26 protein-coding genes are annotated in these 23,299 nt (G+C 46.9%); 8 read left to right on the top strand and 18 right to left on the bottom strand.

Features of this window, described 5'->3' with window-relative positions; genetic code table 11:
* Positions 1 to 16 precede the first annotated feature (16 nt).
* On the bottom strand, positions 17 to 424 hold the full coding sequence (locus tag AC50YO_RS18540; protein ID WP_494849530.1) for a hypothetical protein: 408 nt from the start codon (positions 422 to 424) through the stop codon (positions 17 to 19).
* Positions 425 to 514: 90 nt separating this feature from the next.
* Between AC50YO_RS18540 and AC50YO_RS18545 the strand changes: the two genes are divergently transcribed.
* Positions 515 to 658, top strand: coding sequence for a hypothetical protein (locus tag AC50YO_RS18545; protein ID WP_494849532.1), 144 nt, complete (start codon positions 515 to 517; stop codon positions 656 to 658).
* Positions 659 to 714: 56 nt separating this feature from the next.
* Here the strand turns inward: AC50YO_RS18545 and AC50YO_RS18550 are convergent, their stop codons facing one another.
* From AC50YO_RS18550 to AC50YO_RS18565, 4 genes are all read right to left on the bottom strand, one after another.
* Positions 715 to 3,057, bottom strand: coding sequence for an S-layer homology domain-containing protein (locus AC50YO_RS18550; RefSeq protein WP_494849534.1), 2,343 nt, complete (start codon positions 3,055 to 3,057; stop codon positions 715 to 717).
* A gap of 201 nt (positions 3,058 to 3,258) precedes the next feature.
* On the bottom strand, positions 3,259 to 3,570 hold the full coding sequence (gene trxA, locus AC50YO_RS18555) for a thioredoxin (protein ID WP_494849536.1): 312 nt from the start codon (positions 3,568 to 3,570) through the stop codon (positions 3,259 to 3,261).
* Positions 3,571 to 3,642: 72 nt separating this feature from the next.
* Complete coding sequence (locus AC50YO_RS18560; RefSeq protein ID WP_494849538.1) at positions 3,643 to 4,062, bottom strand: RrF2 family transcriptional regulator; 420 nt, start codon at positions 4,060 to 4,062, stop codon at positions 3,643 to 3,645.
* Positions 4,063 to 4,196: 134 nt separating this feature from the next.
* Positions 4,197 to 5,033 carry an aldo/keto reductase gene (locus AC50YO_RS18565; protein ID WP_494849539.1) on the bottom strand — a complete coding sequence of 279 codons (837 nt, stop codon included), beginning with the start codon at positions 5,031 to 5,033 and terminating at the stop codon, positions 4,197 to 4,199.
* 198 nt (positions 5,034 to 5,231) lie between these two features.
* On the opposite strand from AC50YO_RS18565, the gene AC50YO_RS18570 reads away from it, so the two are divergent.
* Positions 5,232 to 5,444: a hypothetical protein gene (locus AC50YO_RS18570; RefSeq protein WP_494849541.1), complete on the top strand. Its 213-nt coding sequence runs from the start codon at positions 5,232 to 5,234 to the stop codon at positions 5,442 to 5,444.
* Between the two features lie 105 nt (positions 5,445 to 5,549).
* On the opposite strand, the gene AC50YO_RS18575 is transcribed toward AC50YO_RS18570, so the two are convergent.
* From AC50YO_RS18575 to AC50YO_RS18625, 11 genes are all read right to left on the bottom strand, one after another.
* The gene (locus AC50YO_RS18575; protein WP_494849542.1) at positions 5,550 to 5,873 is read right to left on the bottom strand and encodes a DMT family transporter; all 324 of its coding nucleotides are present in this window, start codon (positions 5,871 to 5,873) and stop codon (positions 5,550 to 5,552) included.
* Position 5,874: 1 nt separating this feature from the next.
* Positions 5,875 to 6,234, bottom strand: a complete 360-nt coding sequence (locus tag AC50YO_RS18580) for a DMT family transporter (protein WP_494849544.1) — start codon at positions 6,232 to 6,234, stop codon at positions 5,875 to 5,877.
* Between the two features lie 15 nt (positions 6,235 to 6,249).
* Positions 6,250 to 6,846 (bottom strand): TetR/AcrR family transcriptional regulator, encoded by a 597-nt coding sequence (locus AC50YO_RS18585; protein ID WP_494849546.1) that lies wholly within the window; start codon positions 6,844 to 6,846, stop codon positions 6,250 to 6,252.
* Positions 6,847 to 7,060: 214 nt separating this feature from the next.
* Entirely contained in the window at positions 7,061 to 8,737 is a 1,677-nt protein-coding gene (locus tag AC50YO_RS18590; protein WP_494849547.1) for a ribonuclease J, read from the bottom strand.
* A gap of 113 nt (positions 8,738 to 8,850) precedes the next feature.
* Positions 8,851 to 9,285 (bottom strand): hypothetical protein, encoded by a 435-nt coding sequence (locus tag AC50YO_RS18595; RefSeq protein WP_494849548.1) that lies wholly within the window; start codon positions 9,283 to 9,285, stop codon positions 8,851 to 8,853.
* The gene (gene hisC, locus AC50YO_RS18600; RefSeq protein WP_494849549.1) at positions 9,286 to 10,350 is read right to left on the bottom strand and encodes a histidinol-phosphate transaminase; all 1,065 of its coding nucleotides are present in this window, start codon (positions 10,348 to 10,350) and stop codon (positions 9,286 to 9,288) included.
* Positions 10,351 to 10,686: 336 nt separating this feature from the next.
* Entirely contained in the window at positions 10,687 to 10,824 is a 138-nt protein-coding gene (locus AC50YO_RS18605) for a hypothetical protein (protein ID WP_494849550.1), read from the bottom strand.
* Positions 10,811 to 11,161 carry a hypothetical protein gene (locus AC50YO_RS18610; protein WP_494849552.1) on the bottom strand — a complete coding sequence of 117 codons (351 nt, stop codon included), beginning with the start codon at positions 11,159 to 11,161 and terminating at the stop codon, positions 10,811 to 10,813. Before AC50YO_RS18610 ends, AC50YO_RS18605 begins: the two co-directional genes overlap by 14 nt.
* A 161-nt stretch (positions 11,162 to 11,322) precedes the next feature.
* A complete protein-coding gene (locus tag AC50YO_RS18615) occupies positions 11,323 to 11,487 on the bottom strand; it encodes a hypothetical protein (RefSeq protein WP_494849554.1) in 165 nt (54 codons plus the stop codon).
* A gap of 15 nt (positions 11,488 to 11,502) precedes the next feature.
* Positions 11,503 to 12,225 carry an alpha/beta fold hydrolase gene (locus AC50YO_RS18620; protein ID WP_494849555.1) on the bottom strand — a complete coding sequence of 241 codons (723 nt, stop codon included), beginning with the start codon at positions 12,223 to 12,225 and terminating at the stop codon, positions 11,503 to 11,505.
* Between the two features lie 148 nt (positions 12,226 to 12,373).
* Positions 12,374 to 12,874 (bottom strand): GNAT family N-acetyltransferase, encoded by a 501-nt coding sequence (locus AC50YO_RS18625; RefSeq protein ID WP_494849588.1) that lies wholly within the window; start codon positions 12,872 to 12,874, stop codon positions 12,374 to 12,376.
* Positions 12,875 to 13,197: 323 nt separating this feature from the next.
* Between AC50YO_RS18625 and desA the strand changes: the two genes are divergently transcribed.
* From desA to AC50YO_RS18640, 3 genes are all read left to right on the top strand, one after another.
* The gene (gene desA, locus AC50YO_RS18630; RefSeq protein WP_494849557.1) at positions 13,198 to 14,286 is read left to right on the top strand and encodes a Delta(5) desaturase DesA; all 1,089 of its coding nucleotides are present in this window, start codon (positions 13,198 to 13,200) and stop codon (positions 14,284 to 14,286) included.
* Positions 14,287 to 14,358: 72 nt separating this feature from the next.
* Complete coding sequence (locus AC50YO_RS18635) at positions 14,359 to 15,483, top strand: sensor histidine kinase (protein ID WP_494849558.1); 1,125 nt, start codon at positions 14,359 to 14,361, stop codon at positions 15,481 to 15,483.
* Between the two features lie 113 nt (positions 15,484 to 15,596).
* Positions 15,597 to 16,202, top strand: a complete 606-nt coding sequence (locus AC50YO_RS18640) for a response regulator (protein ID WP_494849560.1) — start codon at positions 15,597 to 15,599, stop codon at positions 16,200 to 16,202.
* Positions 16,203 to 16,862: 660 nt separating this feature from the next.
* Here the strand turns inward: AC50YO_RS18640 and AC50YO_RS18645 are convergent.
* Positions 16,863 to 18,578 (bottom strand): glutamine--tRNA ligase/YqeY domain fusion protein, encoded by a 1,716-nt coding sequence (locus AC50YO_RS18645; RefSeq protein ID WP_494849562.1) that lies wholly within the window; start codon positions 18,576 to 18,578, stop codon positions 16,863 to 16,865.
* Between the two features lie 32 nt (positions 18,579 to 18,610).
* Positions 18,611 to 19,972, bottom strand: coding sequence for a sodium-dependent transporter (locus AC50YO_RS18650; RefSeq protein ID WP_494849563.1), 1,362 nt, complete (start codon positions 19,970 to 19,972; stop codon positions 18,611 to 18,613).
* Between the two features lie 228 nt (positions 19,973 to 20,200).
* Here AC50YO_RS18650 and AC50YO_RS18655 point away from each other — a divergent pair, with 228 nt between their 5' ends.
* From AC50YO_RS18655 to AC50YO_RS18665, 3 genes are read left to right on the top strand one after another with little or no spacing between them, the layout of a single operon-like run.
* The gene (locus AC50YO_RS18655) at positions 20,201 to 21,421 is read left to right on the top strand and encodes a hypothetical protein (protein ID WP_494849565.1); all 1,221 of its coding nucleotides are present in this window, start codon (positions 20,201 to 20,203) and stop codon (positions 21,419 to 21,421) included.
* Positions 21,414 to 22,157 (top strand): glycosyltransferase, encoded by a 744-nt coding sequence (locus AC50YO_RS18660; protein ID WP_494849566.1) that lies wholly within the window; start codon positions 21,414 to 21,416, stop codon positions 22,155 to 22,157. The genes AC50YO_RS18655 and AC50YO_RS18660 overlap by 8 nt, the downstream gene beginning before the upstream one ends.
* The gene (locus AC50YO_RS18665; protein WP_494849568.1) at positions 22,154 to 23,299 is read left to right on the top strand and encodes a glycosyltransferase family 4 protein; all 1,146 of its coding nucleotides are present in this window, start codon (positions 22,154 to 22,156) and stop codon (positions 23,297 to 23,299) included. The genes AC50YO_RS18660 and AC50YO_RS18665 overlap by 4 nt, the downstream gene beginning before the upstream one ends.

Genomic DNA, 23,299 nt, shown 5'->3' on the forward strand with positions numbered 1-23,299 from the left:
TTTTTTTATTGAAATACTATTTCTTATCCGTAAAGGACAAGCCGAACAAATAGCCTGCCACTATGTTGAATAGCACCTGATTCTTATCGTCTAGAATAATGCGCCCAAGCAGCTCCACCATTCCGTTGGCAAGCGTATAGATTTGCCCATAATAGATTGCAGCCACATAATTGGCAACAAGCAAGCAGATAGACAGAATAAGCGTAATCAGCGTGCCCCTGATATTAAAACGAAAGGAAGAGCGCGTCAGCAGATGCAGACTGGCCCCAACGGCAAACATCATGCCGAATTGGACGAACGTATACTTAATCGTCGGCCCAGGATCACCATTGCGAATCAATGCCTCATTACTTACATGAACGACTAAAAGACTAAATAACAAGAAAATAACAAATACCCCATATTTATACCCTGCTTTATTCACAATCTGCACCCCTCATTAGGTCTGTACCATGGAATGTCCTCGGCTGCTCTGGAAATACTACTCTCAAGCACCAAGGAGGTGACCGATGACATGGAAAACAAAAGCCACAAAGGCAATTATAAAGGTACAACAGCCATGAAGGCAAAAAATCAAGATATGGCCTTCGTGAATGACAATGTTGAAGATACCAAATCCGCAACCAATTTCACCTCTGAGAAAAAGAAAACCGATTAACAGCAATAACCGCCAACCCTTTTAGCTGCAGGGTTGGCGGTTATTATTCAAGCTATTTAGTTGCGCAAAGGCGCCTCTTGCAGATCGGCTCGCGTCTGCAAGAATCGGAAGAAGGCTGCTGAAGCATCAGCACGGGTCACTTCCTTATTAGGAAGAAACTTGCCATCAGACAATGACATAATGTTAAGGCCAACGACAATGGCAGCCTGCCCTTTTTTCTCGACTTGTGCAGCATCCTTGAATGAGGCATTGAACAGCTGGTCATAATTAGCCAGTGTGTTATAGCCAAGAGCCCTTACGATCAATTCAGCCATTTCTTCCCGGTCAACTTTCCCTTCCGGATTGAAGGTTCCGTCGCCGATATCAATCAATTTCTGCTCGAGTGCACTCTCTACATACATATAGTAACTCGAGGTGGACGCAACATCAGAGAAGGAACCCATTAATTTGGAGCTGCTTGTCGAAGCCAATTCATATCTTGGCGAATTGCCCCCGCTCATCGAAAGAACAAGCATCTTAATCAACTCTCCGCGAGTAACGATAGCATTCGGCCGTACCTTGCCATCCTTCACATCAAGGGCTTTGTAAGCCACCATCAGCTCCAACTGGCGTTGTGCCCAATGCCCATTAATATCCGTCGCCTTTGGCTTCTCAAGCTGGGCTGCCTCACCGGTCTCCCTGCTCCGCCAATTTCCCGTCTCTGCATCCAGGAATACAGCCTCATCGATTAGACGAGGCACTAGCCGATAGACAAGCTGCGCTTCTGTCTTATACTCCACGTCAGAAGCTTTCAGCTCTCCCGCAGCGAGCAGCACCTTATATTTCTCAATCGGCAATGGCTGTCCCTGATAAATAAATTGCTGCGCCAAATAATAAGTCTGCTCCGTGCGATAGAATGTCAGCCATTTCTCCACTGCTTGTGAAGGGGTAATAAGGCTTGGTGCCTCCTTCGGATATTCATAAGGCATATAGCCCCCTTCATAGCTTCTTACATCGCCTGTACTCGCATCTATGTTTACGCTATACCATTCGTAATCTCTGGTAGTTGCTCCATGAATTTTACGAGTAAAGCCAAAGTCATAATATTTAATTGGACGCTCCTGATTGCCAAGCTCTGCTCTCTCATACTCAATGAGATACTGCTCATCAGCTAACCATGGCAAATTTTTCTTAATTGTCTCGATGGCTTTAGTCTTTGCTTGCTCATAAGTAATCTTTGCCTTGACGTCATCATCGGCATCATAGTAATAATTAAAGCTTCTAACTACACCTGTCGCACTATCTACTGATGCATGTACCGAACCCTTTTGTTGATTTCCTTCTTTAATCGTCCAGTCGATGTTCCAATAGGCCGTCGTCAGGCCAAGCTGCTCTTCATTCTGCTCATTGTATCTGGCACTATTCATCTCTGCATTAGCAGGAATAGAGAATGCCGACTTGACAGCCTCTATCGCTTGTTTATCCGTTAAGCTTCCTGTACGCTCCGGTTCCTTCCCAAGCGGCTGCTCTGCAATCGGCTTATCGGATACTTTGCTTGTCGTGCCATAAGCAGGCTCCTGAACCAATTTGCCCGTACCCGCATCTATGGCAATAGGCGTCAATTCATAGCTTAACAGAGGCTTCACGATTCCGCCTGCACGATAAGGAATAATATATCTAAGCTCTGGCTTTGCCAGCTCCGACAGCTTGGCATTAGCTTGCGCAAGCGTGAGACTATTCTCCACCTTAGGGAAGGTAATGGTCTCATCCCAGACCAAGGTGAATCCAAGTATATAGCCTTCGCTATCCACATTGAGCTCGATAAAGTTATCCACATACGGAATATCGTTCACGATTCGCTCATATCGAAGCGTATGACGAACATCCCCCGTTAATGGCGGGAGCAGCTGAATGCCGTAATCAGGATTATATCTAATTTGATTCTTATATTCAGGAGCGATCTTCTCGATAAAGGAAATCGCAATCTTCTGAGCTTCCGTTCTTTCTACCTTCAATGGATAAGCGGGTTTCGCACTGGGATTATTCACATAGGAGTTAAATTCCAGCAGTTGGCCGCTGTCCGCGTTGATTCGCACGAAAATACTGCCTTTGTGCTTGCCATTCTCCTTCTTAGCGAAATCCAGTCCCCATACATTCCGTTTGCCGCCTGCCAGCACATCATTGTAAAGCGAGACGCCTTGCAGATTATATTCCTTCGGTATGCTTACAAGCTCCCGGGCTAACACTTCCGCCTTTTCCTTCGTGATCTTCAGCTGAACAGATGAATTTGCAGATATTTCTACCGCCCCCTCCCCTGCTTGCTCGACTTGAACTCTAGCCTCTGAGTAACTGCTTGCCTTATCAGCAAATGCAGCCGTCGGCAGACTGCTTGTTAATAGAACAGCCGATGCCAACGCCACTATCTTAGTCCTGCTTCCCATAATGCGCGATCACCCTCCAATACTTCCTTCAGAATGAACAATCACATTCTAGACGTTTGCTAAGTATTGGAAGTTGCGCAGAGGTTTTACAATTTCTCAACACGCTTTATCTACATGTACAAAAAAAACCGTGCTCATCGCAGTAACGATAAGCACGGCTTTTTTTACAAACCGATCTTATTATAGATGGTTTTGAATTTTCCCTTTAAGAGCATCTTTGCTTTGCAGGCCAACCATTTTGTCAACGGGCTGTCCGTCTTTGAACACAATAAGAGTTGGGATGCTCATTACGCCGAATTGGGAAGCCAGTTCAGGCTCTTCATCAACGTTAATTTTAGCAATTACAGCTTTGTCTCCAAGCTCAACAGCGAGCTCTTCTACGATAGGAAGCTGCATTTTGCAAGGTCCGCACCATGGTGCCCAGAAATCTACAAGAGAAATACCGCTTTGTATGCTAGTGGAGAAATTGTCTTTCGTCAATGCTACTGCCATGTCAATCATCCTCTCTACTTATAAGTTAATCATAAGGGAATTACCCGTCACATCACATCTGCGAAACATTCGCTACCCGCAGGCGTGAATCTGCTTCAGCACATCCTGTATTGTAATTCCACTAAAATGCGCCTCCAGCTGCTTCTCCGCCGTACAAAAGATGCCAAACATGACTTGATTCATATTCGAGCCAACGACACAATCCATGCCCGGATCTCCCGAGCACCAGCTCGGAATGAACGAGCCTTGCGCCATCACCCGATAAATATCACCAAGTGTAACAATATTCGGATCAATCGTAAGCTTATACCCGCCTCTCGCGCCTTCACGCGTATCGACGAATCCGCTGCGGCGCAATCCACTCATTACCTTACGGACACGTGCGGAGTGTGTGCCTACATTCTCGGCAATCATCTCACTGCTAGCCATCCGATCAGGCAAATAAGCCAAATAAACGAGACTGTGTACGGCAATCGTAAATTCGCTGTTCAATATGAACGGCCTCCCTACTTCGTACTGTAATAATATCAATTACAGTTAATGATGTCAATAGTCAGGCCGCCCGATTTCACTCTTATATTGTGGAGACACTATGGCAGTTATGCGCCACTTCAGCATTGTATCCCTTAGAAGTTGAAATTCAACGGGTCTGGACCAAAGCGCCGACCTTCGTTCAACTGATTAATCGATGAAATTTCTTCATTTGTGAGTTCAAAATCAAAAATGTCGGCATTCTCGATAATTCGATTCTGCTTGACCGACTTCGGAATGGTTACTACGCCATTCTGCAGGTCCCAACGAAGCACAACCTGTGCAGGCGTCTTCCCATGCCTCAGACCAATTTCACTGAGAAGCCCTATATTCAGATTTCCCTGCATAAGCGGACTCCATGCTTCCAACTGAATGCGATGTTCACGGCAATAGCTTTGCAGCTCTGGCTGCGTAAGGTAAGGCTGGAATTCCACTTGATTGACTGCAGGAGTCACTTCACAGGAAGACAGTAAATCCTCCAAATGCGGCACGAGAAAATTACTAACGCCGATGGCTCTAACATACCCATCCTTATATAGCTTCTCCAATGCACGATACGTCTCTTTGTATTTATCCTTCACAGGCCAATGAACAAGATAGAGGTCGATAACTTCAAGCTGCAGCTTGCGCCGGCTTGTCTCGAAGGCTTGAAGTGTGCTCTCGTAGCCTTGATCACTGTTCCATACCTTGGTTGTGACAAACAGCTCTTCACGCTTCACTCCACTGGCAGCAATAGCTCGTCCGACTCCTTCTTCATTGCCATACACGGCTGCCGTATCTATACTGCGATAGCCCGCTTCCAAAGCATAAGAAACCGCTTTTTCGACTTCCTCGCCTTCCTCTGACTTCCACACGCCCAGCCCCAGCCAAGGCATTTTAACGCCATTATTCAATTCGGTCGATTGTGTAATTGATGTGATGTGATTGCTCATTTCGCTCTCCTCCTCGATCTTTTTTCTGTCATTCGCCTTACTAATCCCATTTTACCACCCTTAATACCCAACTAACAAATAATGTCCAAGCAAGCTAATCATTTACGCAAGCTTTGATTAATTATTGTCATGATCGTCATAGCCCTGTGAATAAGTATGTACGGAATGTATTTTTCTACAAGTGGGAGGTGCGCGGGAATGGCATTTTGGAATCGATGGATCGCCATTAGAACCGAAGGCGGTTCTCGAGCTGATCTGATTGACAGATTGCAGGCTTATCTTAAGGCACATGGTGTGAAATCCAAAATCACCTTCGAGGACCATGCTTTGAAACGGCTCCATATTCTGAAGAAGGACCGTGAGCGAGTGCCGGCTCTTCTGGAGGCATTCGATGAGGAGCAGGAGCAATAATGCAAGCCTTATTCGCTCGCTTTCAGGAATGAATAAAGCCCTCAGGAGAGCCTGAAGGCTTTTACCGCAAATCCGTTATTGAGGCCGTGCGGCAACTCGTCAGACCTAATGACTGCCGCCGGTCATTTTCAAGCCAATGACACCTGTAATAATCATCAGCACGAATACAATCTTCTTCCAATTTCTCGAATCTCCGAAAAAGATCATCCCGAGCAGCACGCTGCCAACGGAGCCAATCCCGGTCCATATCCCATAACCGGTGCTCAGCGGAATTTCCTCCAGAGCCCTGGATAACAAATAGAAGCTGAAAAATCCGAATACAACTGCCCCTACTGTCCCCTTCCATTTGCGGAAGCCATCAGACAGCTTCATGAAGGTCACGCCGCCTACCTCAGCCAAACCGGATAATATCAAGAACATCCAACCCATGTTAAGTCCCCTCCTTCTCGGCAGCAGACTCATCTTTCTTATCCGAGGACACAAGCTTCAGTCCCACTATCCCCACTATAAGCAATACGATAAAGGACAACCTTGCCGGATCAGCCGACTCGCCCAGCACAAGAATACCGATTATAACTGTCCCTACCGTACCAATGCCTGTAAAAATCGCATACGCTGTCCCAATCTCAATATACCGCATAACACGTGCCAGCAGCATGAAGCTGATGATGATCAAAATAATCGTAATTACGCTCGGAACAAGAACGGTAAAGCTCTGCGAATACTTCAAGCCGAACGTCCAGCCTACCTCAAGCAAGCCAGCCAGAATCAAATATACCCATGCCATCATTAAACCCTTCCCTTCTTATGTCGTCCACATTTGAATGAGCGACTCCCCTATCATTTGCTTACGCCTCAAAAATAATGATTGCTCATACAACTGATATTCCACTAATAAGCCGTCAATGCAATTATAAAATACCGCTAGCATTCGTTCGGCATCCCCTGCTGCGAATACCTTCTCCAATTGGCCTTGCCGGAAAAGTTCACTCAAGTGCCCATCCAGCTCTCTCTCGTATTCAAGAAAACGCCCGCGAAGCTGATCGCGCAAATGTCTGGGCGGTACAAGCATCGTTCGCTTCAGGAACGATTGTCCTGCCGAGAACTGATCAAAGCTGGTAAAAAAATCAAACAGGAGATATAAACGCTCCTTAACAGGCTTCTCCTTGGAGGTCTCAATTAAGGCTAGAAACGCTTCCCTCTCCTCCGCAATGCCCTGTTCGCTCAGCGTAAGGAATAACTGCTCCTTGGATTTAAAATGCGCATAGATGGAAGGCGTCTTAATGCCAACCTCCTTCGCTATCTCAGACAGCGATGCACCCTCATAGCCCGACTCCGTGAACATACGAAGTGCTGCTTGCTGAATTCGTTCTGCCGTTGGCGGTCCACTCATCTGATCCATCCTTATCCCCTCCTGACGTTCCCTTGCCTAACGAACGTTAGTCTCATGCTATAATATAACCTCCCGCCTTAGAAGTCAATCGTATTTATACAGAAATAAACAAATAAATAAGCCTTGCTGGAATGAACGGTATTCTCCGTTGTATCCAACAAGGCTTATGTTTCATTTATATCGGCTCACTAAGCAAAGTGAAGTGGACTGGTTAGGTTGCCGATTATACTTCCATGATGATAGGAAGGATCATCGGCTTTCTTTTCGTTTGCTCATATAAGAATCGTCCGAGCGAGTCTTTCACATTTGATTTCAGCGTTGTCCATTGATTGACATTATCGCTGATTGATTTGGTAATCGTTCTGGATACAATTCTGCCTGCTTCTTCAAGCAGTCCTTCGGATTCACGAACATAGACAAATCCGCGGGAAATAATATCCGGTCCTGATTTGATTGTTTTGTCCTGTTTGCTGATCGTTACAACGACGACGAGAATACCGTCTTGGGACAAGTGCTTGCGATCACGCAATACGATGTTACCGACATCACCAATACCTAATCCATCGATATACGTATTACCGGCAGGAACTTTACCTGCTTTGCGAGCTTGACCCCCTACGATCTCCACTACTTCGCCATTATCCACAAGGAAAATATTGTTAGACTCGACACCTACTGCTACAGCAAGATTCTTATGGTGCAGCTGCATCCGGTATTCACCGTGAATCGGAATGAAATACTTCGGAGCCATTAACTGCAGCATGAGCTTCAGCTCTTCTTGGCTGGCATGGCCGGATACGTGCATACCTGTCGCTGCTCCTTGGCCATAAATAACATTGGCGCCAAGGCGGAACAGCTCGTCTACCGTACGTCCTATACTGCGCTCGTTACCTGGAATTGGCGTTGCCGAAATAATAACCGTATCGCCTTCCAGAATTTCGATTTGACGGTGGTTGGAGCGCGCCATCCGCGTTAATGCAGACATAGGCTCACCCTGACTACCTGTACACAGAATAACCACTTGGTTGTCCGCATAACGATTAACCTCATTCGTCTCAATCAACATGCCGTCTGGAATATCCAGATAGCCCAGTTCTGAAGCAATCGTAATCATATTGACCATACTCCGGCCAATGACCGCGAGTTTACGTCCTGTAGCTGCACCAGCGTCGATAACCTGCTGAAGTCTAAAAACGTTAGATGCGAAAGTAGATACAATGACGCGGCGCTCCGCTTTGCGGAATGCGTCAATAAAGTTCGCGCCTACAATACGTTCCGATGGCGTAAAGCCAGGACGTTCAGCATTTGTACTCTCCGATAGCAGAGCGAGCACGCCCTTGCGCCCAATCTCTGCCATACGATGAATATCCGCATGATAATCACCTACAGGCGTCTGATCAAATTTGAAGTCACCTGTATGAACAACGACGCCTTCCGGTGTATCGAGCACAACGCCCAATGAATCCGGAATACTATGATTCGTCTTGAAGAAAGAAGCAGTCATGGAGCCCAGCTTGAGCTCGGAGTCGGCATGGATCAAAGTTCTCTCCGTCGTGCCTAGCAAGCCCGCCTCCTTCAGCTTCCCTTCAATAAGACCCATCGTCAATCTGCTCGCATAAATCGGCAAATTCAATTGCTTCAGAATATAAGGAAGACCACCGATATGATCTTCATGTCCATGCGTAATGAGAATGCCTCTGACCCGGTCCTTATTCTCGATTAAGTAAGAGATATCTGGAACGATAATATCGATGCCGAGAAGCTCTTCATCGGGAAACTTGGAACCGCAATCAATAACAATAATATCATTCGCATATTGCACCGCATACATATTTTTACCAATTTCACCTACGCCGCCTAAGGCAAAAATGGATAGTTTGTTTTCTGTTCTGTTATTCAAAAATTAACCTCCTAATTTATAAGACTGACGACGATTGCTATACTTCAAACTAAAAATCCGAACCAGTCACTTGCCACCATTATAGCACGAAAAAATAACAAAAAGGAAATAGGCTATTCTGCCCTTTGTTCATTGCGGAATTTCTTCATTAGGACCACTGCTGCATTCACTGTCATTCCAAGCGCTACGCCCAGTACTACAGCGGCCAAATTCAAGCCATGAATAAAGATCAGCAGTATTCCCATACTGCCATCCACATCTTGAAGAGGGAATAATGCATTCATCAAGAAGCTTTCTACAACGAGCATCGGAACCCATAACACCGGGATAAACATCGGAAAGTACCAATATTTGCTTCGAAACCAAAGGACGACTGGAATGCCATACAACACTGTTGATCCTGCCACGATGTAATAAGCAAGATCAATAATGGCAGTAGAGCGATAAGCCAAGTGAAAGAAAGTATTCCCGATTAACGCATAAATAACGCTTAGAAGCACAATGAAAAGGATGGAACGGCGAAAACGGCTATTGCTGTTCTCCTTCATTTAGGATTCCACAATTTCCTGAATCGCTTGCACGAATGCCTTCATTTCATCATCAGTTCCAATGGAGACGCGCAAATAACGATCAATTCTCGGCTGCTTGAAGTAGCGTACAAGAATGCCCTTATCCCGAAGCTGTTGGAACAGCTCTTCAGCTGATTTCTCCCTATGGGAGATGAATACGAAGTTCGCCTTCGAATCCGTCACATGGAAGCCAAGCTGTGTCAATTGCTCCGTTACGCGCTCCCGCGTCTCGATGACCTGCTGCGTCATCGCCTGGAAATAAGTCTCATCCTCAAAAGCAGCGACAGCACCAGCGAGCGCAAGACGATCAAGTGTATAAGAGTTGAAGGAGTTCTTAACTCGGTTCAGTCCATCAATCAATTCTTCGCTCCCAAGAGCCCAGCCAACACGCAGGCCCGCTAGTGAACGGGATTTCGATAAAGTCTGGACAATAAGCGCGTTCGGGTAATCCTTAACCAGCTTGGCTGCAGACTCACCGCCGAAATCAATATAAGCTTCGTCGATAATAACGACTTGATCCCGATTATGCTCAAGAACAGTACGAAGCTCATCTAATGATAAAAGAATCGCAGTCGGCGCATTCGGATTGGGAATAACAATGCCTCCATTGTTGCGGTTGCAGAACTGCTCAAGCGGCATCTGAAACTGCTCGTTGAGTGGAATGAGATCCACCTGCAAGCCATAAAATTCGGCATACACTTTGTAGAAGCTGTACGTAATGTCTGCGAACAAAATTGGCTTTGCTGGATCGAAAAAAGCAGCAAAAGCGAATGCAAGCACCTCATCCGAGCCATTGCCTACGAATACTTGGTTAGGGGACAACTGAAAATAATCAGCGATCTTCTTGACCAAAGCATCGCAAGTCGGATCGGGGTAAAGACGCAAATCCTCGTTCGTCACTGCCTGAATAGCTTCCAGCACCTTCGGTGATGGGGGATAAGGATTTTCATTGGTGTTTAATTTAATATATTTTTTGTCCTTGGGCTGCTCTCCAGGAACGTAAGGCACGAGAGAAGCAGTTAGGGGACTCCAAAATCTACTCAATGGTCATTCTCCTTTCTAGGGCAAGCACACAATTTGAAACAAGCTATATATTCCAGAATAATTCATTTTCATTCATAACACCATCTCTAATTATAAGACGGGTCATTCTCCTCTGATGTTCCGGGCTTTCCATAAAAAAGAGTGTTCCCTAGTCGTTTTTTATGATTAATTGGGACAGCCCTGCAAGAAGGCTAGTATTAATAAACAGAAAAAAACCTCCGAAACCACTGTAAAAGTGGAAACGAAGGTTCATACCTCACTATGCTAAGAATACAGCAGGCTTAAACGTAATGACTTGGGGGATCTTTTCAACTTATGTCCCCCTCCTTACTGCCCCTACAGGAAAGGAGCAATCAGCAGTGAACCAAACAATAGAAAGAATAAACCAAATACGATCATCGCCATTATCAGTGCGATTAGTATTGTGCCAAGAGCCTTCCAAGCAGAGAAACTATGAGCTTCACCAATAGCCATTAAGGAAATAACAAATATCCATACGCTCAAAACAACTTCTATAAAAGCAAAAAAACAGCAACAGCATAGTAAGCAGCACGCTGTTCTCAATCCGAGGAGTTTGCTCCGTGAACATGTCCATCCCGAATAATAGCAGCTGCGGCACCCAGATCATACCGAGAATAATGCTGGGAATATTAACCCCTCTCGTAAGGGCAACTCTTAATTCCTCATGATCCCCATCTCCTCCTAGCCAGCCTCCTACCCATGTAAGAAGAGCACTGCCCAAATACAAGGTAACTATTCCTCCCAGACTGCCCAGAACAAGAGTAAGCAAAAAAATAAGATAGAGCGGCATCTGGTCGCCAACTGATCGGCTCGATGCCTGATCCTATGACGTTATTGCAACTGCTAACATGCTAATCACAATCATATTTTTGGTAGGATTGCTGGAGTCCAGAAACTGACGGACTACTGTCCTAGGCTTTATCCATACTGTGAACCATGAGGAGATTCCATTCATCTAGCGCCACCCCGTTTTTCCGCCAAATAAATATCAAGCGCCATAATCCCTCTTCTAGCCAGCTTGATAAATAGCACCGACATATAAATAAACAACGCTAACAAGGGAACCCAAACGAATAAAAGCAGTAAGATTGGAAACATAGTCAATAAAACATCCATACTAAAACCCTCCCTTTAATATTGTAAAAAGCCTTCTATTTCCTCGTACATGGCGATCTTCTCCGTATTTCGAATATCATGGGCCGATTGACCAAAAGCACGAATCCGTACATCTTCACTCAATGCCATATATCGTTGTACATCGTCATCGGTAATAAGAGTCCCTTCGAGAGTTCCTCTTAGCACCAACAAAGGACATCTGAGTTGTGAGGAGTAATTAACAGCTGTCGATTCTCGATGTATGCCTATTACCGTATCTCGGCGTATATGCCTCCCCAAACGGCGTTGCGGCACCAGATATCCAGTGATATAAGCAGCGGCCCACTCTCTGGACATTTCTTTATGCTCGGGTGGATAGTCCATAACGATCATTGAATGCACTTGCGAGCTTCCTCTTGCTATACTCGTGTATCCTAAGGCATACGAAACACCTCGTGAGTAGCTAAACAAGTGAAAGTCCGATAATCCCGCCTCCATAACAACCGCTTCAATATCAGAAGCATGTTCCTTCCAATCATATCCAGTGGCAGGCGTATCACTCTGTCCTCTGCCGCGGAAGGATAAGACAACACATCTTCTTGGCGTATAGTAGTCCAGCATATCCATATAATCCTCTGCCGTCTCCGACAATCCCGGGCAAATAAGCATTGGAGTAAGTGATGGATCAGCAGATAGATTAGAATCCAGGTAGTGAATACTTATGCCCTTATTGTCTGCATAACAGGATTGATGGCTCAAGGCGACTGCCTCCCCTCATCCATTAATTAGGTCTATATTCCTACTCCATAAGAATACAACAAGGAAAATATTATCATTAATCCCTAGACGTGTCTCTATAAAAAAGAGCCGAATGTGCAATTAATACACATTCAGCCCTTACAATTCTTTAAATTCTACGTCCCATAATAACCAAATCCCGCTCAATGCCATCCAGTTCTGCTACATTCGGGAGCAATGCCCATTGCTCAAAGCCGAATTTGCGCAAGAGCACTAGGCTTGGCTCATTATGGCCGAATACGAAGCCTAGCAGCGTACGAATATGTAAGCTTGGACTCGCTTCAATTGCTTTGCTAATCAAGAAGGAGCCTAAGCCGCGTGAACGATGCTCTAGCGCAATATAAATGCTGATCTCTGCTGTCGCTTTATAAGCCGGCCTGCCATAAAAGGATTGGAAGCTTAGCCATGCAATAATCTCCCCCTGCTCCTCCAACACCCACAACGGACGATGATCTGAAGAGTGCTCCTCGAACCATTGCCGCCTACTCTCCACCGATACAGGCTCCAGATCCGCTGTCACTTGGCGGGAAGCGATGGTGGTGTTGTAAATCTCTACGATCCGCAGCCTATCTTTCGGCTCGGCATTCCTGATGTCATACATGTGGTCCATCTTCTCCAACTCCTCTGGCTGCGTGGCTTTCTTCATTTCCTGTGTCCTAAGTTTATCATAAGATTCCATTAGAGCAGAACCTGATCTATTCCCGCGTGGTAAATTACGGAACGATATGGGGATACTATAATTAGCGAGCTATAAATGGTAATCATTGCGGAAATTGGGAGGTAATCTGTCCATCTATATGACATATGTCATGTCTGCTTCTTGACACTTATGACTACAAGGATGACGCAGCTTTTTTTACAATAGAAGTATAAACAAAACAACGCTCGAACTTAGTCTGTTCACCATGCATCATCCTTAGGAGGAAACAAGCGATGTCCCAAGAAAAAACGAAACAGTTAAAGAAAAATGTCGCGCCTTACGAAAAAACAGATATGAAATCGAGCATTAGACAGCTCACTAATACGATATTGCCTCTACTATTATTATGGTATGGAGCTTACTTAAGCCTATCCGTATCCTACTGGCTTACTTTAGCTGTTGGGATCCTTGCATCTGGCTTTGTTATTCGAACGTTTATTATTTTTCATGACTGCTGTCATGGCTCCTTCTTCAAGAGCAAGCGCGCGAATGCAATCGTGGGTACCATCACTGGCATTCTGACGCATGTGCCTTATTCCCAATGGAAGCACAGCCACTCGATTCATCATGCGACAAGCAGCAATCTCGACAAACGCGGTGTAGGTGACATTTGGATTCTAACCGTTGAAGAATATGCGGCTGCTTCTTTTTGGACCAAAGTCGCTTATCGTTTCTATCGCAACCCGCTTGTAATGTTCGGACTTGGACCTATTGGCGTGTTTCTCGTTCAATATCGCTTCAACCGCAAGGGTGCTAGACGCAAAGAAAGAATCAACACCTATGTGACGAACATATCCATGGTTACGATCTATGCCTTGTTGTGCTGGGCAATTGGCTGGCAAGCCTTCCTGCTTGTACATGGACCAATCTTCTTCATTTCTGGATTATTGGGAATCTGGCTGTTCTATGTGCAGCATCAGTTCGAGGATTCATACTTCGAGAATGAAGATGAATGGAGCTATGTAAAAGCAGCTGTGGATGGCAGCTCATACTATAAGCTTCCGAAGCCGCTGCAATGGATTACAGGAAACATCGGCTTCCACCATGTGCATCATTTGAGCCCTAAGGTGCCTAACTATTACCTGGAGCAAGCTCATAATGCTACTCCGCCTCTTCATCAGGCGACTACTATTACGCTTCGCACCAGCTTGCAATCCCTTCGGTTCCGCCTGTGGGACGAAGCTGGAAAAACATTCGTAAGCTTCAAAGACATTAAGAATCGGCTGCAGCAGCAATCCGACAGCGCTCCACAATCCGAGCCCGTAGATGCACGCCGCAAAAAAATAACAAACAAACCAAAGCATGTTCGGCGCCCTGTCTAGTACAGGCGTCGATATGCTACAATACAGACAGCATTTCATACTTGAAGAAGCGGTAGCAAAGGATGGGCGACCATGAACAAATGGCATCAAATTTTTCATAAAAACACTGGTCTCAGTCCTTATGTGTGGGTCGTTTTCTGCATCCTGCCGTTTTATTTCATCTTCCGCTCTTCCTCTACTTTTGAAGTGGCGTATGGTATTGCTTTAGTTATTCTGTTCTTCGTCTTTTACGTGCTGTCCTTTATGTCTAAAGGATGGCCCGTTTATGTATGGACGAGCATGCAAATTATTATCTCGATTGTAATGACGTTGATGTTCGGTTATGTTTATTTCTCTATTTTTTTAGCCTTCTTCATCGGCAATATACAGAATAAAGCGGGCTTCATAACCCTTTATACCATTGCTATTCTGTCGACATTCGCAACGATCAACTATGGCTTTGCCACCTCAAATTCCTTGCTGTTCAGCCAGTTCCCCTTCATACTCATCAGCTTGATCGTGGTTATCCTGCTGCCCGTAAATAACTACAATCGGAATAAACAAGTGCGGCTGGAAGACAAGCTGGAGGATGCTAACAAAAGAATCTCTGAATTAGTTAAGCTGGAGGAACGGCAACGTATTGCCCGTGATCTTCATGACACGCTCGGGCAGAAGCTGTCGCTTATTGGCTTGAAGAGTGATTTGGCAGGCAAGCTTATTAACAGCAATCCGGCTCAGGCGCAAGCGGAGATCAACGATGTACGCCAGACCGCAAGAACCGCGCTTAAAGAAGTGCGAGAGCTAGTCACCCAGATGCGTGGAACACGAATTGAGGATGAGATCCATCGTGTCACCCAAATCTTAAAAGCAGCAGAAATCGACTTTACTCTAGAAGGCGATCCCAGACATATTCCTACCTCTCTGCTTACAGAGAACGTATTAAGCATGTGCTTAAAGGAAGCGGTCACCAACATCATCAGGCATAGCCAGGCATCCGAGTGCTCCATTGCGATTGAGCCCTCCCGCGCGGAGCTGGTCATTCGTGTGCAAGACAATGGAATTGGCATGGAAGAGCATAAAGGCTATTATCAAGGCAACGGGCTTCGCGGTATGAAAGAAAGACTGGAATTCGTTAACGGCACTCTCGATATTAGTACAAATGACGGGACAAAACTGGTCATTACAGTACCGAATGTCGTGAAGCAGCCCATCGCATAAATCATAAACATGACGCAAAACTTAAGTAAATGCTTTCGAAGCAGTTTTGCTTCGCAAAACTTAAGATAATGCTTACGAAGCAGTTTTGCTTCGCAAAACTTGGAGGAACAAAGATGATACGAATAGTGATAGCCGAGGATCAGCGGATGCTGTTAGGAGCCCTTGCTTCCCTCCTTGATCTGGAAGAGGACATGACCGTTGTCGGCAGAGCCAGCAATGGGGAAGAGGCACTGGCACTCGTTCATCTTCATAAGCCGGACGTATGCATCATGGATATCGAAATGCCAGCTAAGAGCGGTCTTGAAGCTGCCGAGGAGATCAGAGCGCTTGGGCTTGGCTGTAAGGTCATTATACTAACCACATTCGCTCGCTCTGGCTATTTCGACCGCGCCGTTAAGGCTGGCGTAAGCGGCTATCTGCTGAAGGATAGCCCCAGCGAGGAGCTGGCCAATTCCATTCGCAGTGTCATGGTCGGCAGACGTATCTATGCCTCGGAGCTGGTTGATGAGGCCTACGGCGAAGAAAACCCGCTTACAGAGCGCGAGAAGGAAGTACTGGGCCTCATTGCAGACGGCAAGAATACGAAGGAAATCGCTAGTCAGCTATACCTGACGACAGGTACGGTTCGCAATTATATATCAGCTATACTTGATAAGCTGGACGTTAGCAACCGAATTGAAGCGATTACCCGATTCAAAGAAAAAGGCTGGTTCAAATAGCTAATCCAAATGCAAGGGGCTGTCTCCAAAAGTCATGAAGATGATTTTTGGGACAGCCTCTTTTTCATTCACAGGTATTTAAAGGTAGAAGGGTTTAAGGCTCTAGGAGCTTTATCCCTTACCTTACAGCTGGAGCTTAGGATGAGCTTACCCTATTTTATGAAGCGTTTTTCGCAAAGATAGGCTTAATTGAGGGGCATATCGGAGATAACGTCAGCTATATTCAGTAGTCGGAAACAGACCATCTCCACTAATGAACTTCACTTCATTGTTGCTCCTTTTTACCGATCTAAGCAGTGAGATAGAGCAAAGGTATTCATTAAATTGTACATTATATTCTTTCTCTAACTTGGGGGCCTGCCTTTCGAGCCTGCCCTCTCTTTTTTTCAGGGCGCGGCGATTGGAGCAGCTACAGGAACTCTGACACCCCTTTTCGGCTAATGAGAGAAGATCCAGCGTTAATGGTCAACCTAAGCCTAGCTAATATAACAGGACAACTGACAGTATAGTAAATCTGAAGATACATGGATGTGCATGGCTGGGCAAAAACGGATGTTCTGTTAGCAAAGTAAGGAAACGAAAGAAAACGTGCGCCGCTTTGCACAGGAATACAAAGAAGGTGCGGCTCTTAGAGCCACACCTTCTTTGTGTATTCTTACATTATGCTTTTGTTGGATCAAATGAGCTTTTGAGCGATACAATTCGATTGAAGACAAGCTTGTCAGGCGTCGTGTCCTTCGGATCGACATTGAAGTAGCCATGGCGGAAAAATTGGAATTTGTCCTGCCCCTTCGAATCCTTCATATTCGGTTCTACGAAGCCTTCTAGAATCTCCATATTGTTCGGGTTAATGCATTCCAGGAATGGCTTATCTTCTTCCTCAGCTTCATTCGTAATCAGCGGCTCGAATAAACGGAACTGTGCTGGAACAGCCTGCGAGGCTTCGATCCAGTGAATCGTTCCTTTTACCTTGCGTGCATTGAAGCCTGAGCCGCTCTTGGTTGCCGGATCATAGGTGCAGCGCAACTCAATTACATTGCCTTCGGCATCCTTAACAACTTCTTGGCAGGTAATGAAATAAGCATGCTTGAGGCGCACTTCATTGCCGGGGAACAACCGGAAATATTTATTAGGCGGGTTCTCCATGAAGTCGTCTTGCTCAATATACAGCTCTCTTGAGAACGGAATTTGACGGGTACCCATCTCTTCGTTCTCCGCATTGTTCTCGGCCTCCAGATACTCGACCTGTCCTTCCGGATAGTTCGTAATCACGACCTTGAGCGGTTGCAGAACAGCCATCGTGCGAAGTGCCTTAAGCTTAAGATCCTCACGGATATAATGCTCCAGCATTCTCTCATCTACCGCACCGTTGGATCTGGTAATGCCTACGCCTCGGCAGAACTCGCGAATAGATTCCGCTGTATAGCCTTTGCGGCGAAGGCCGCTAATTGTCGGCATACGAGGATCGTCCCAGCCATCAACGATATTCTCGTCTACGAGCTGCTTCAGCTTGCGCTTGCTCATAACGGTATTCGTTACATTCAGACGCCCGAACTCATATTGACGCGGAACAGCCTCCATCTCGCATTCTGCAATTGCCCAATCATATAGAGGACGATGGTCAGCGAATTCCAGCGTACAGATCGAATGCGTAATCCCTTCAATTGCATCGCTGATAGGGTGTGCGAAGTCATACATCGGATAGATGCACCAAGCATCACCCGTCCGATGATGATGCGCGTGAGAAATGCGATACAGCACCGGATCACGAAGCGTAATATTAGGCGAACCCATATCAAGCTTAGCACGAAGCACCTTTTTGCCATTCTCGAACTCTCCCGCTCTCATTCTTGCGAACAGATCAAGATTCTCCTCCACGCTGCGCTCCCGATATGGGCTATTTTGTCCAGGCTCTGTCAGAGTACCGCGAGTCTCGCGAATTTCTTCCGCACTCAAATCGCACACATAGGCTTTGCCTTTCTTTATAAGAAGCACGGCACGGTTATAGATCTCTTCAAAGTAATCCGAGGCAAACCGCAAGTCATCCCAGTCGAAACCGAGCCAGCGCACATCCTCTTGAATGGCATCGACGTACTCGGTATCTTCCTTCACCGGGTTCGTGTCATCAAATCGCAGGTTCGTTCTTCCCTTGAACTCATCAGCAAGCTCGAAATTCAAACAAATGGACTTGGCATGCCCAATATGCAAATATCCGTTCGGCTCCGGAGGAAAACGGGTTACAACTTCCTGCACGCGGCCTTCCTTCAAATCTTCGGTAACAATGATTTTAATAAAGTTAGAGGATGATGTCTTATTCTCCACTGTGTTTTCCACGGCAATCAACCTTTCCCACGGTAAATAATATCTTCTTATCATACACAATATCGCAGAAAATTACACCGCAAATGCTAGAATTTCAAGATCCCCGCTGAATACAACAGAACAAGCAGAACGAGAACTGGAGCAACGAATCGGAGCATGAACAGCCAGATCCGGAACCAACCGGCGGTAAGCCCGGACTCTTCGGCAGCCCCTTTCCATACGTAGCCTACAAATATCGTAACTGTAAGCCCGCCCAGCGGCAAAATAACATTGGAGCAGATAAAATCAACCCAATCGAATACCGACTTGCCGCCAAAGCTTAGTCCATCGACCGCGCCGCCAACAGACAGAGCAGAAGGAATCCCGATTACAAAAATAGCTGCAGTTATGACAACGACCGCAAGCCTCCTGCTCCATCCAAACTTCTCTCTTACAAAGGCAATTGGCACCTCAAGCAGAGAAACGGTTGAAGTTAGCGCAGCGAAGGCGAGAAGAACAAAGAACAGCCCTCCGAAAAAAGTACCGAATGGCATCGCGGCAAAAGCAGCCGGAAGCGCCACAAATACGAGCCCCGGTCCCTCTGACGGTTCAATTCCAAAGGCAAAGGTCGTCGGGAAAATAATAAGCCCAGCCAAAAATGCATATAACAAATCTCCTGCGCCAACGGCCACTGTAGCCGCTCCGAGTGATTGTCTCTTATCGACGTAAGCTCCGTAAGTAATCATAGTACCCATACCAAGCGACAAAGAAAAGAAGGCATGTCCAAGGGCAACGAGCGCTGATTCTGCCGTTAGCTTGCTAAAGTCTGGATTCAGGAAAAAGGCAACACCCTCTCCCGCCCCTTCAAGCGTCAAAGCCCGAATGATCAATATAACTAGCAGAATGACGAGTCCCGGTATAAAAATTTTGTTGAATTTCTCAATTCCCGCAGAAACGCCTTTAATAATTACGAATGCGGTAATCAACAGAGCCAGCAACTGCCAGAGCACTGGCTGCCAGCTTCCTATAAAATGATCGAATTGATCGGAATAATCAACTCCTGAGAACAAGTTCCCACTGAACGCCTGAAAAGCATAATACATCGTCCAACCAGCCACAACGGAATAGAAAGATAGAATAAAGAATGGTGCAGCAATAGACAAAAAGCCGATGGCTCCCCAGCCCTTGCGCCCGCTCAATCTTGTGAAGGAGCCGGATACACTGCCTCTTCCGCCCCGGCCGATCGCAAGCTCAGCAAGTAGCACTGGCAGGCCGATGGCTAATAAACAAATGATAAATAAAACAAAAAATGCCGCTCCTCCATATAAGCCCGTTATGTAAGGAAACTTCCACATGTTGCCCAGCCCTACAGCACTTCCTATTGCGGCAAATATAAATCCCGAGGAAGAAAAGCGCTCTTTCAACCCCTTGTCTGACGATAGGTCCGTCGTTCCTTGTTGCTTCTTCATGATGTATCCCCCTAGAGACGATTTTTACCCGTAGTAAAATCTAACCTATTATTACCCATCACGCAACGTTTCATCACGAGTTATTTACTTATTACCCAATATTTACTACGATCTTCGCCATTATCCAATAAATAAGGGAATAGAACGTATAAGCTGTTTGAAATTTTCGTCATGGAAGCGATGTTGGTTTTCATAGGCTCAACAAAGGGATACGAACGGAGGGAAGACATGGCTGCTGCTTGCTCAATTGTTATTTTTCCAAGCGTCTGGACCGACCTGCCCACTGCCCATAGAAGATGGCTTCAGACGCTCGGAGCACGACACAAGCTGTATGTGGTGGCGGACAGCCTGATGCCGGCAGACGATGGCGTCTTCGAGCCGCTACCGACAGATCAATTGAAAAAGATCAATTGGGAGGAGACGGCTGCCATCGTGCTGCATCCCTGCTGGGTGCATATTGCCATACCACTTGCCCCTAAAAGCTTGATCGCCATTACGGCTGGATCGGTCGCTGGTGAAGATCCACTGTGGACCAAATGTCGGCTCTGGCTTTGCGCTTATGCGGCCGTAGTCGTTGCGACTACTGAGCCCTTTTATCTAGAACAGGCCTTTCGCAGACATCCCGCATTCCTGCTTGACGGCTTGGATGAGACCTCTGATTTATTTGCTCTGCAGGCGATGGAATGGCAGCTCGACGGTCATGAACCGACGATGCTTGTCCGGCTTCAGCAACGCTATCGCGCCAATTGGCATCAGCTGCAGCTGCAGGAGAGCGATTCTGAAGAGGAGCACCAAGTCGACCGCCTTTTTTTTCAATCCGTATATCGTTACTTGGTCGGAGATACATCAAGCGCCCGAGAAAAGCTGTTGATCTCCTTCGAGCAAGCGATTCTAGCGCGCCGTGAGCACACGCTGCAAGACATATACCGCTTCCTGTCCGCCATTGAATTAGAGCATGGGCAGCTCGAGGAGGCGGTACGAACGTATAGCTATACCGCATTGACGGCAGAAGAACGCAAGCATGCCGAGACGCTTGCCCACTGGCAGACCACTGGACAAGAGGATCTCGCAAAGGCGTTATTATATAAGCTGAATGATGATTACCAACGAGCGATCACTCTATTAGAATCACTCTCAGGGAAACCGGAAGCAAAAAAGCTGCTCATCGAAACCTGTATTCTCGCAGGCCGTCTTAAGCAGGCCTGCGAATGGAGCAGCAAGCACCAGCCGCCAGCCACACTTACAGTAGAGGAACAACAGCAGCTCTGTCTGCTGAAAGGCACAGCCTTGCTGCTTGAAGGCAAGCGGCATGAGGCAATCCATACCTTGCTGCAAGCGGCAGAGAGCAAGCTTGAGGCGCTTGGCAACCTTATGGAGATCGCTGTGATGGATGAAATGTCGAGGAAGCTCTCACAGGGCGCCAAAGGAGGTATAGAGAGCGATGGCTGAGAAACCGATGGGACGTAAAAGCTCTGGTAATAAACTGACTGCCATCATGCAGGTGAGGAACGAGCAGAATCGTTATTTGGAGGCGCTGCTAGCGGATTTGTCCAGCTTTGTGGATGAGATTGTCATTGTTGATGATGCAAGCACCGATGATACGCCAGAGCTGTGTGAATCCTTCGAAAAGGTCATAAGGGTTGTTAAGAATAAGGAGCAGCAGTTCCATTCCGAATGGCGGCTTCGGGAGCAGCTATGGCAAACCGCTGTCTCCACGGAGCCTGATTGGCTGCTGGCTGTTGATGCGGACGAATTCTACGAGCAAGCTGCCAAAACAGCCATGAGACAATTAATTAATCAAGATCAATACGATTGGGTTGCTTTTCGGCTGCATGATTTCTGGGGCTCTGTTACTCATTATAGGGAGGATCAATGGTGGAACCTGCATGAACGCCCCATGATGACGCTCGCCCGATACTTGCCAGGCTACCACTATGCTTACCCAAAGCAGGCGCAGCATGTCCCTCGGCTCCCCTTTACATACGGAGCGCTTCCCGGCGTGCAGACTGATCTTCGCGTGAAGCATTTCGGATGGGCAGGCAGCTCAGAAGAACGCAGGGTGAAATATGAACGCTACAAGCAGCTTGATCCGTATGGACAATGGGGCAGCTTGGCTCACTATGAGTCCATTCTCGATGAGAACCCACGCCTTGTTCGCTGGCAGGAAAAAGAGAACGAGCGATGAAGAATACGATCACCGGCAACAAAAGGGTCGTAACGATTGTTACTCACAGCTATTTGAATGGCTATCAGCAGCAATTTTCCCGTCCATTCGGCGGCGGGCTGGAGCGTTATATCCAGCTTTTATGCCGGGCGATTCTAGAGATCGATATGGAGCCTGTTGTTTTCCAGCTTTCCTACTATACTGCATTTGATACGGCATATGAGGGCGTGCGTGTGCGAGGCTGGACCTACGAGCGCGAGCATATTGCTGCGGCTTTTGAAGCAATGGCTGCGGAAGCAGAGGGCCTGATTATTTATGCCAGCTGCATTTGGCATCCCATTCAATACCGACCAAGAAGCATTGGCATTTGTCATGGCATCAATTGGGATCATCCCGTTCTTTCTCTTACGGCGAAGACAACGGTTGCCCATACCATTAATAGCGCGATCTCTCAGCTTGATCGGATCGTATCCGTAGACTCGCACTTTTTAACCTACTGCCGCTCCGTTTGTGAATATGATCCTCCTGGCAAAATAGTACGGCTACCCAATCCAGTCGATACGGAATGGTTCACTCCACGCAAGCCGGCACGCCAGTCCAAAGAGCTGCGGGTGCTGTATCCCCGCAGGCTTAGCTATGAGCGTGGAGTGGTGACGATGATGCTGATTACCGATCAGCTGCTGGCTCGGTATCCGACCGTTACCGTGGAATTCGCTGGCGAGCTGGTGGATCAGACGCCTGTCGCAATCGCTTTTCGCCTCTGGCTAGAAGCACACCCCTTCCAGAAGCGGATCATCCACAGCAGATATCCTTTCGATAGCATCAGAGATGCTTACCGCATGGCTGATATTGTCGTTATTCCAACGATTTATTCAGAAGGAACCTCGCTGTCCTGCCTAGAGGCTATGAGCTGCGGCCTGCCCGTCGTTGCCAGCGATGTGGGCGGGCTGAATGATCTTATTATCGACCGGCTCAATGGACGGCTGGTGCCCCCGCAGACAGATGCATTAATCGCTGCAATCAGCGAGTTGCTTGAGGATACCCGGCTGCGTATCCGGCTCGGAGCAACTGCCCGCCAAGCCGCACTGACCTTCGACGAGCGGAGCTGGAGCCGCGAGTGGCAGCGCCTTATCACCGCTCAGCTAGAGCAGAGCGAGAAGTGA

This window comes from Paenibacillus sp. J22P59, from assembly GCF_059383895.1.

Bases quoted from the DNA above. Each gene is read 5' to 3' on its own strand.
- AC50YO_RS18545 (WP_494849532.1), top strand. From the start codon at position 515: ATGGAAAACAAAAGCCACAAAGGCAATTATAAAGGTACAACAGCCATG.
- trxA (WP_494849536.1), bottom strand. From the start codon at position 3,570: ATGGCAGTAGCATTGACGAAAGACAATTTCTCCACTAGCATACAAAGC.
- AC50YO_RS18565 (WP_494849539.1), bottom strand. From the start codon at position 5,033: ATGAGCAATCACATCACATCAATTACACAATCGACCGAATTGAATAAT.
- AC50YO_RS18570 (WP_494849541.1), top strand. From the start codon at position 5,232: ATGGCATTTTGGAATCGATGGATCGCCATTAGAACCGAAGGCGGTTCT.
- AC50YO_RS18575 (WP_494849542.1), bottom strand. From the start codon at position 5,873: ATGGGTTGGATGTTCTTGATATTATCCGGTTTGGCTGAGGTAGGCGGC.
- AC50YO_RS18580 (WP_494849544.1), bottom strand. From the start codon at position 6,234: ATGATGGCATGGGTATATTTGATTCTGGCTGGCTTGCTTGAGGTAGGC.
- AC50YO_RS18585 (WP_494849546.1), bottom strand. From the start codon at position 6,846: ATGGATCAGATGAGTGGACCGCCAACGGCAGAACGAATTCAGCAAGCA.
- AC50YO_RS18595 (WP_494849548.1), bottom strand. From the start codon at position 9,285: ATGAAGGAGAACAGCAATAGCCGTTTTCGCCGTTCCATCCTTTTCATT.
- AC50YO_RS18605 (WP_494849550.1), bottom strand. From the start codon at position 10,824: ATGGCTATTGGTGAAGCTCATAGTTTCTCTGCTTGGAAGGCTCTTGGC.
- AC50YO_RS18610 (WP_494849552.1), bottom strand. From the start codon at position 11,161: ATGCCGCTCTATCTTATTTTTTTGCTTACTCTTGTTCTGGGCAGTCTG.
- AC50YO_RS18615 (WP_494849554.1), bottom strand. From the start codon at position 11,487: ATGGATGTTTTATTGACTATGTTTCCAATCTTACTGCTTTTATTCGTT.
- AC50YO_RS18625 (WP_494849588.1), bottom strand. From the start codon at position 12,874: ATGGACCACATGTATGACATCAGGAATGCCGAGCCGAAAGATAGGCTG.
- desA (WP_494849557.1), top strand. From the start codon at position 13,198: ATGTCCCAAGAAAAAACGAAACAGTTAAAGAAAAATGTCGCGCCTTAC.
- AC50YO_RS18635 (WP_494849558.1), top strand. From the start codon at position 14,359: ATGAACAAATGGCATCAAATTTTTCATAAAAACACTGGTCTCAGTCCT.
- AC50YO_RS18640 (WP_494849560.1), top strand. From the start codon at position 15,597: ATGATACGAATAGTGATAGCCGAGGATCAGCGGATGCTGTTAGGAGCC.
- AC50YO_RS18645 (WP_494849562.1), bottom strand. From the start codon at position 18,578: ATGATAAGAAGATATTATTTACCGTGGGAAAGGTTGATTGCCGTGGAA.
- AC50YO_RS18650 (WP_494849563.1), bottom strand. From the start codon at position 19,972: ATGAAGAAGCAACAAGGAACGACGGACCTATCGTCAGACAAGGGGTTG.
- AC50YO_RS18655 (WP_494849565.1), top strand. From the start codon at position 20,201: ATGGCTGCTGCTTGCTCAATTGTTATTTTTCCAAGCGTCTGGACCGAC.
- AC50YO_RS18660 (WP_494849566.1), top strand. From the start codon at position 21,414: ATGGCTGAGAAACCGATGGGACGTAAAAGCTCTGGTAATAAACTGACT.
- AC50YO_RS18665 (WP_494849568.1), top strand. From the start codon at position 22,154: ATGAAGAATACGATCACCGGCAACAAAAGGGTCGTAACGATTGTTACT.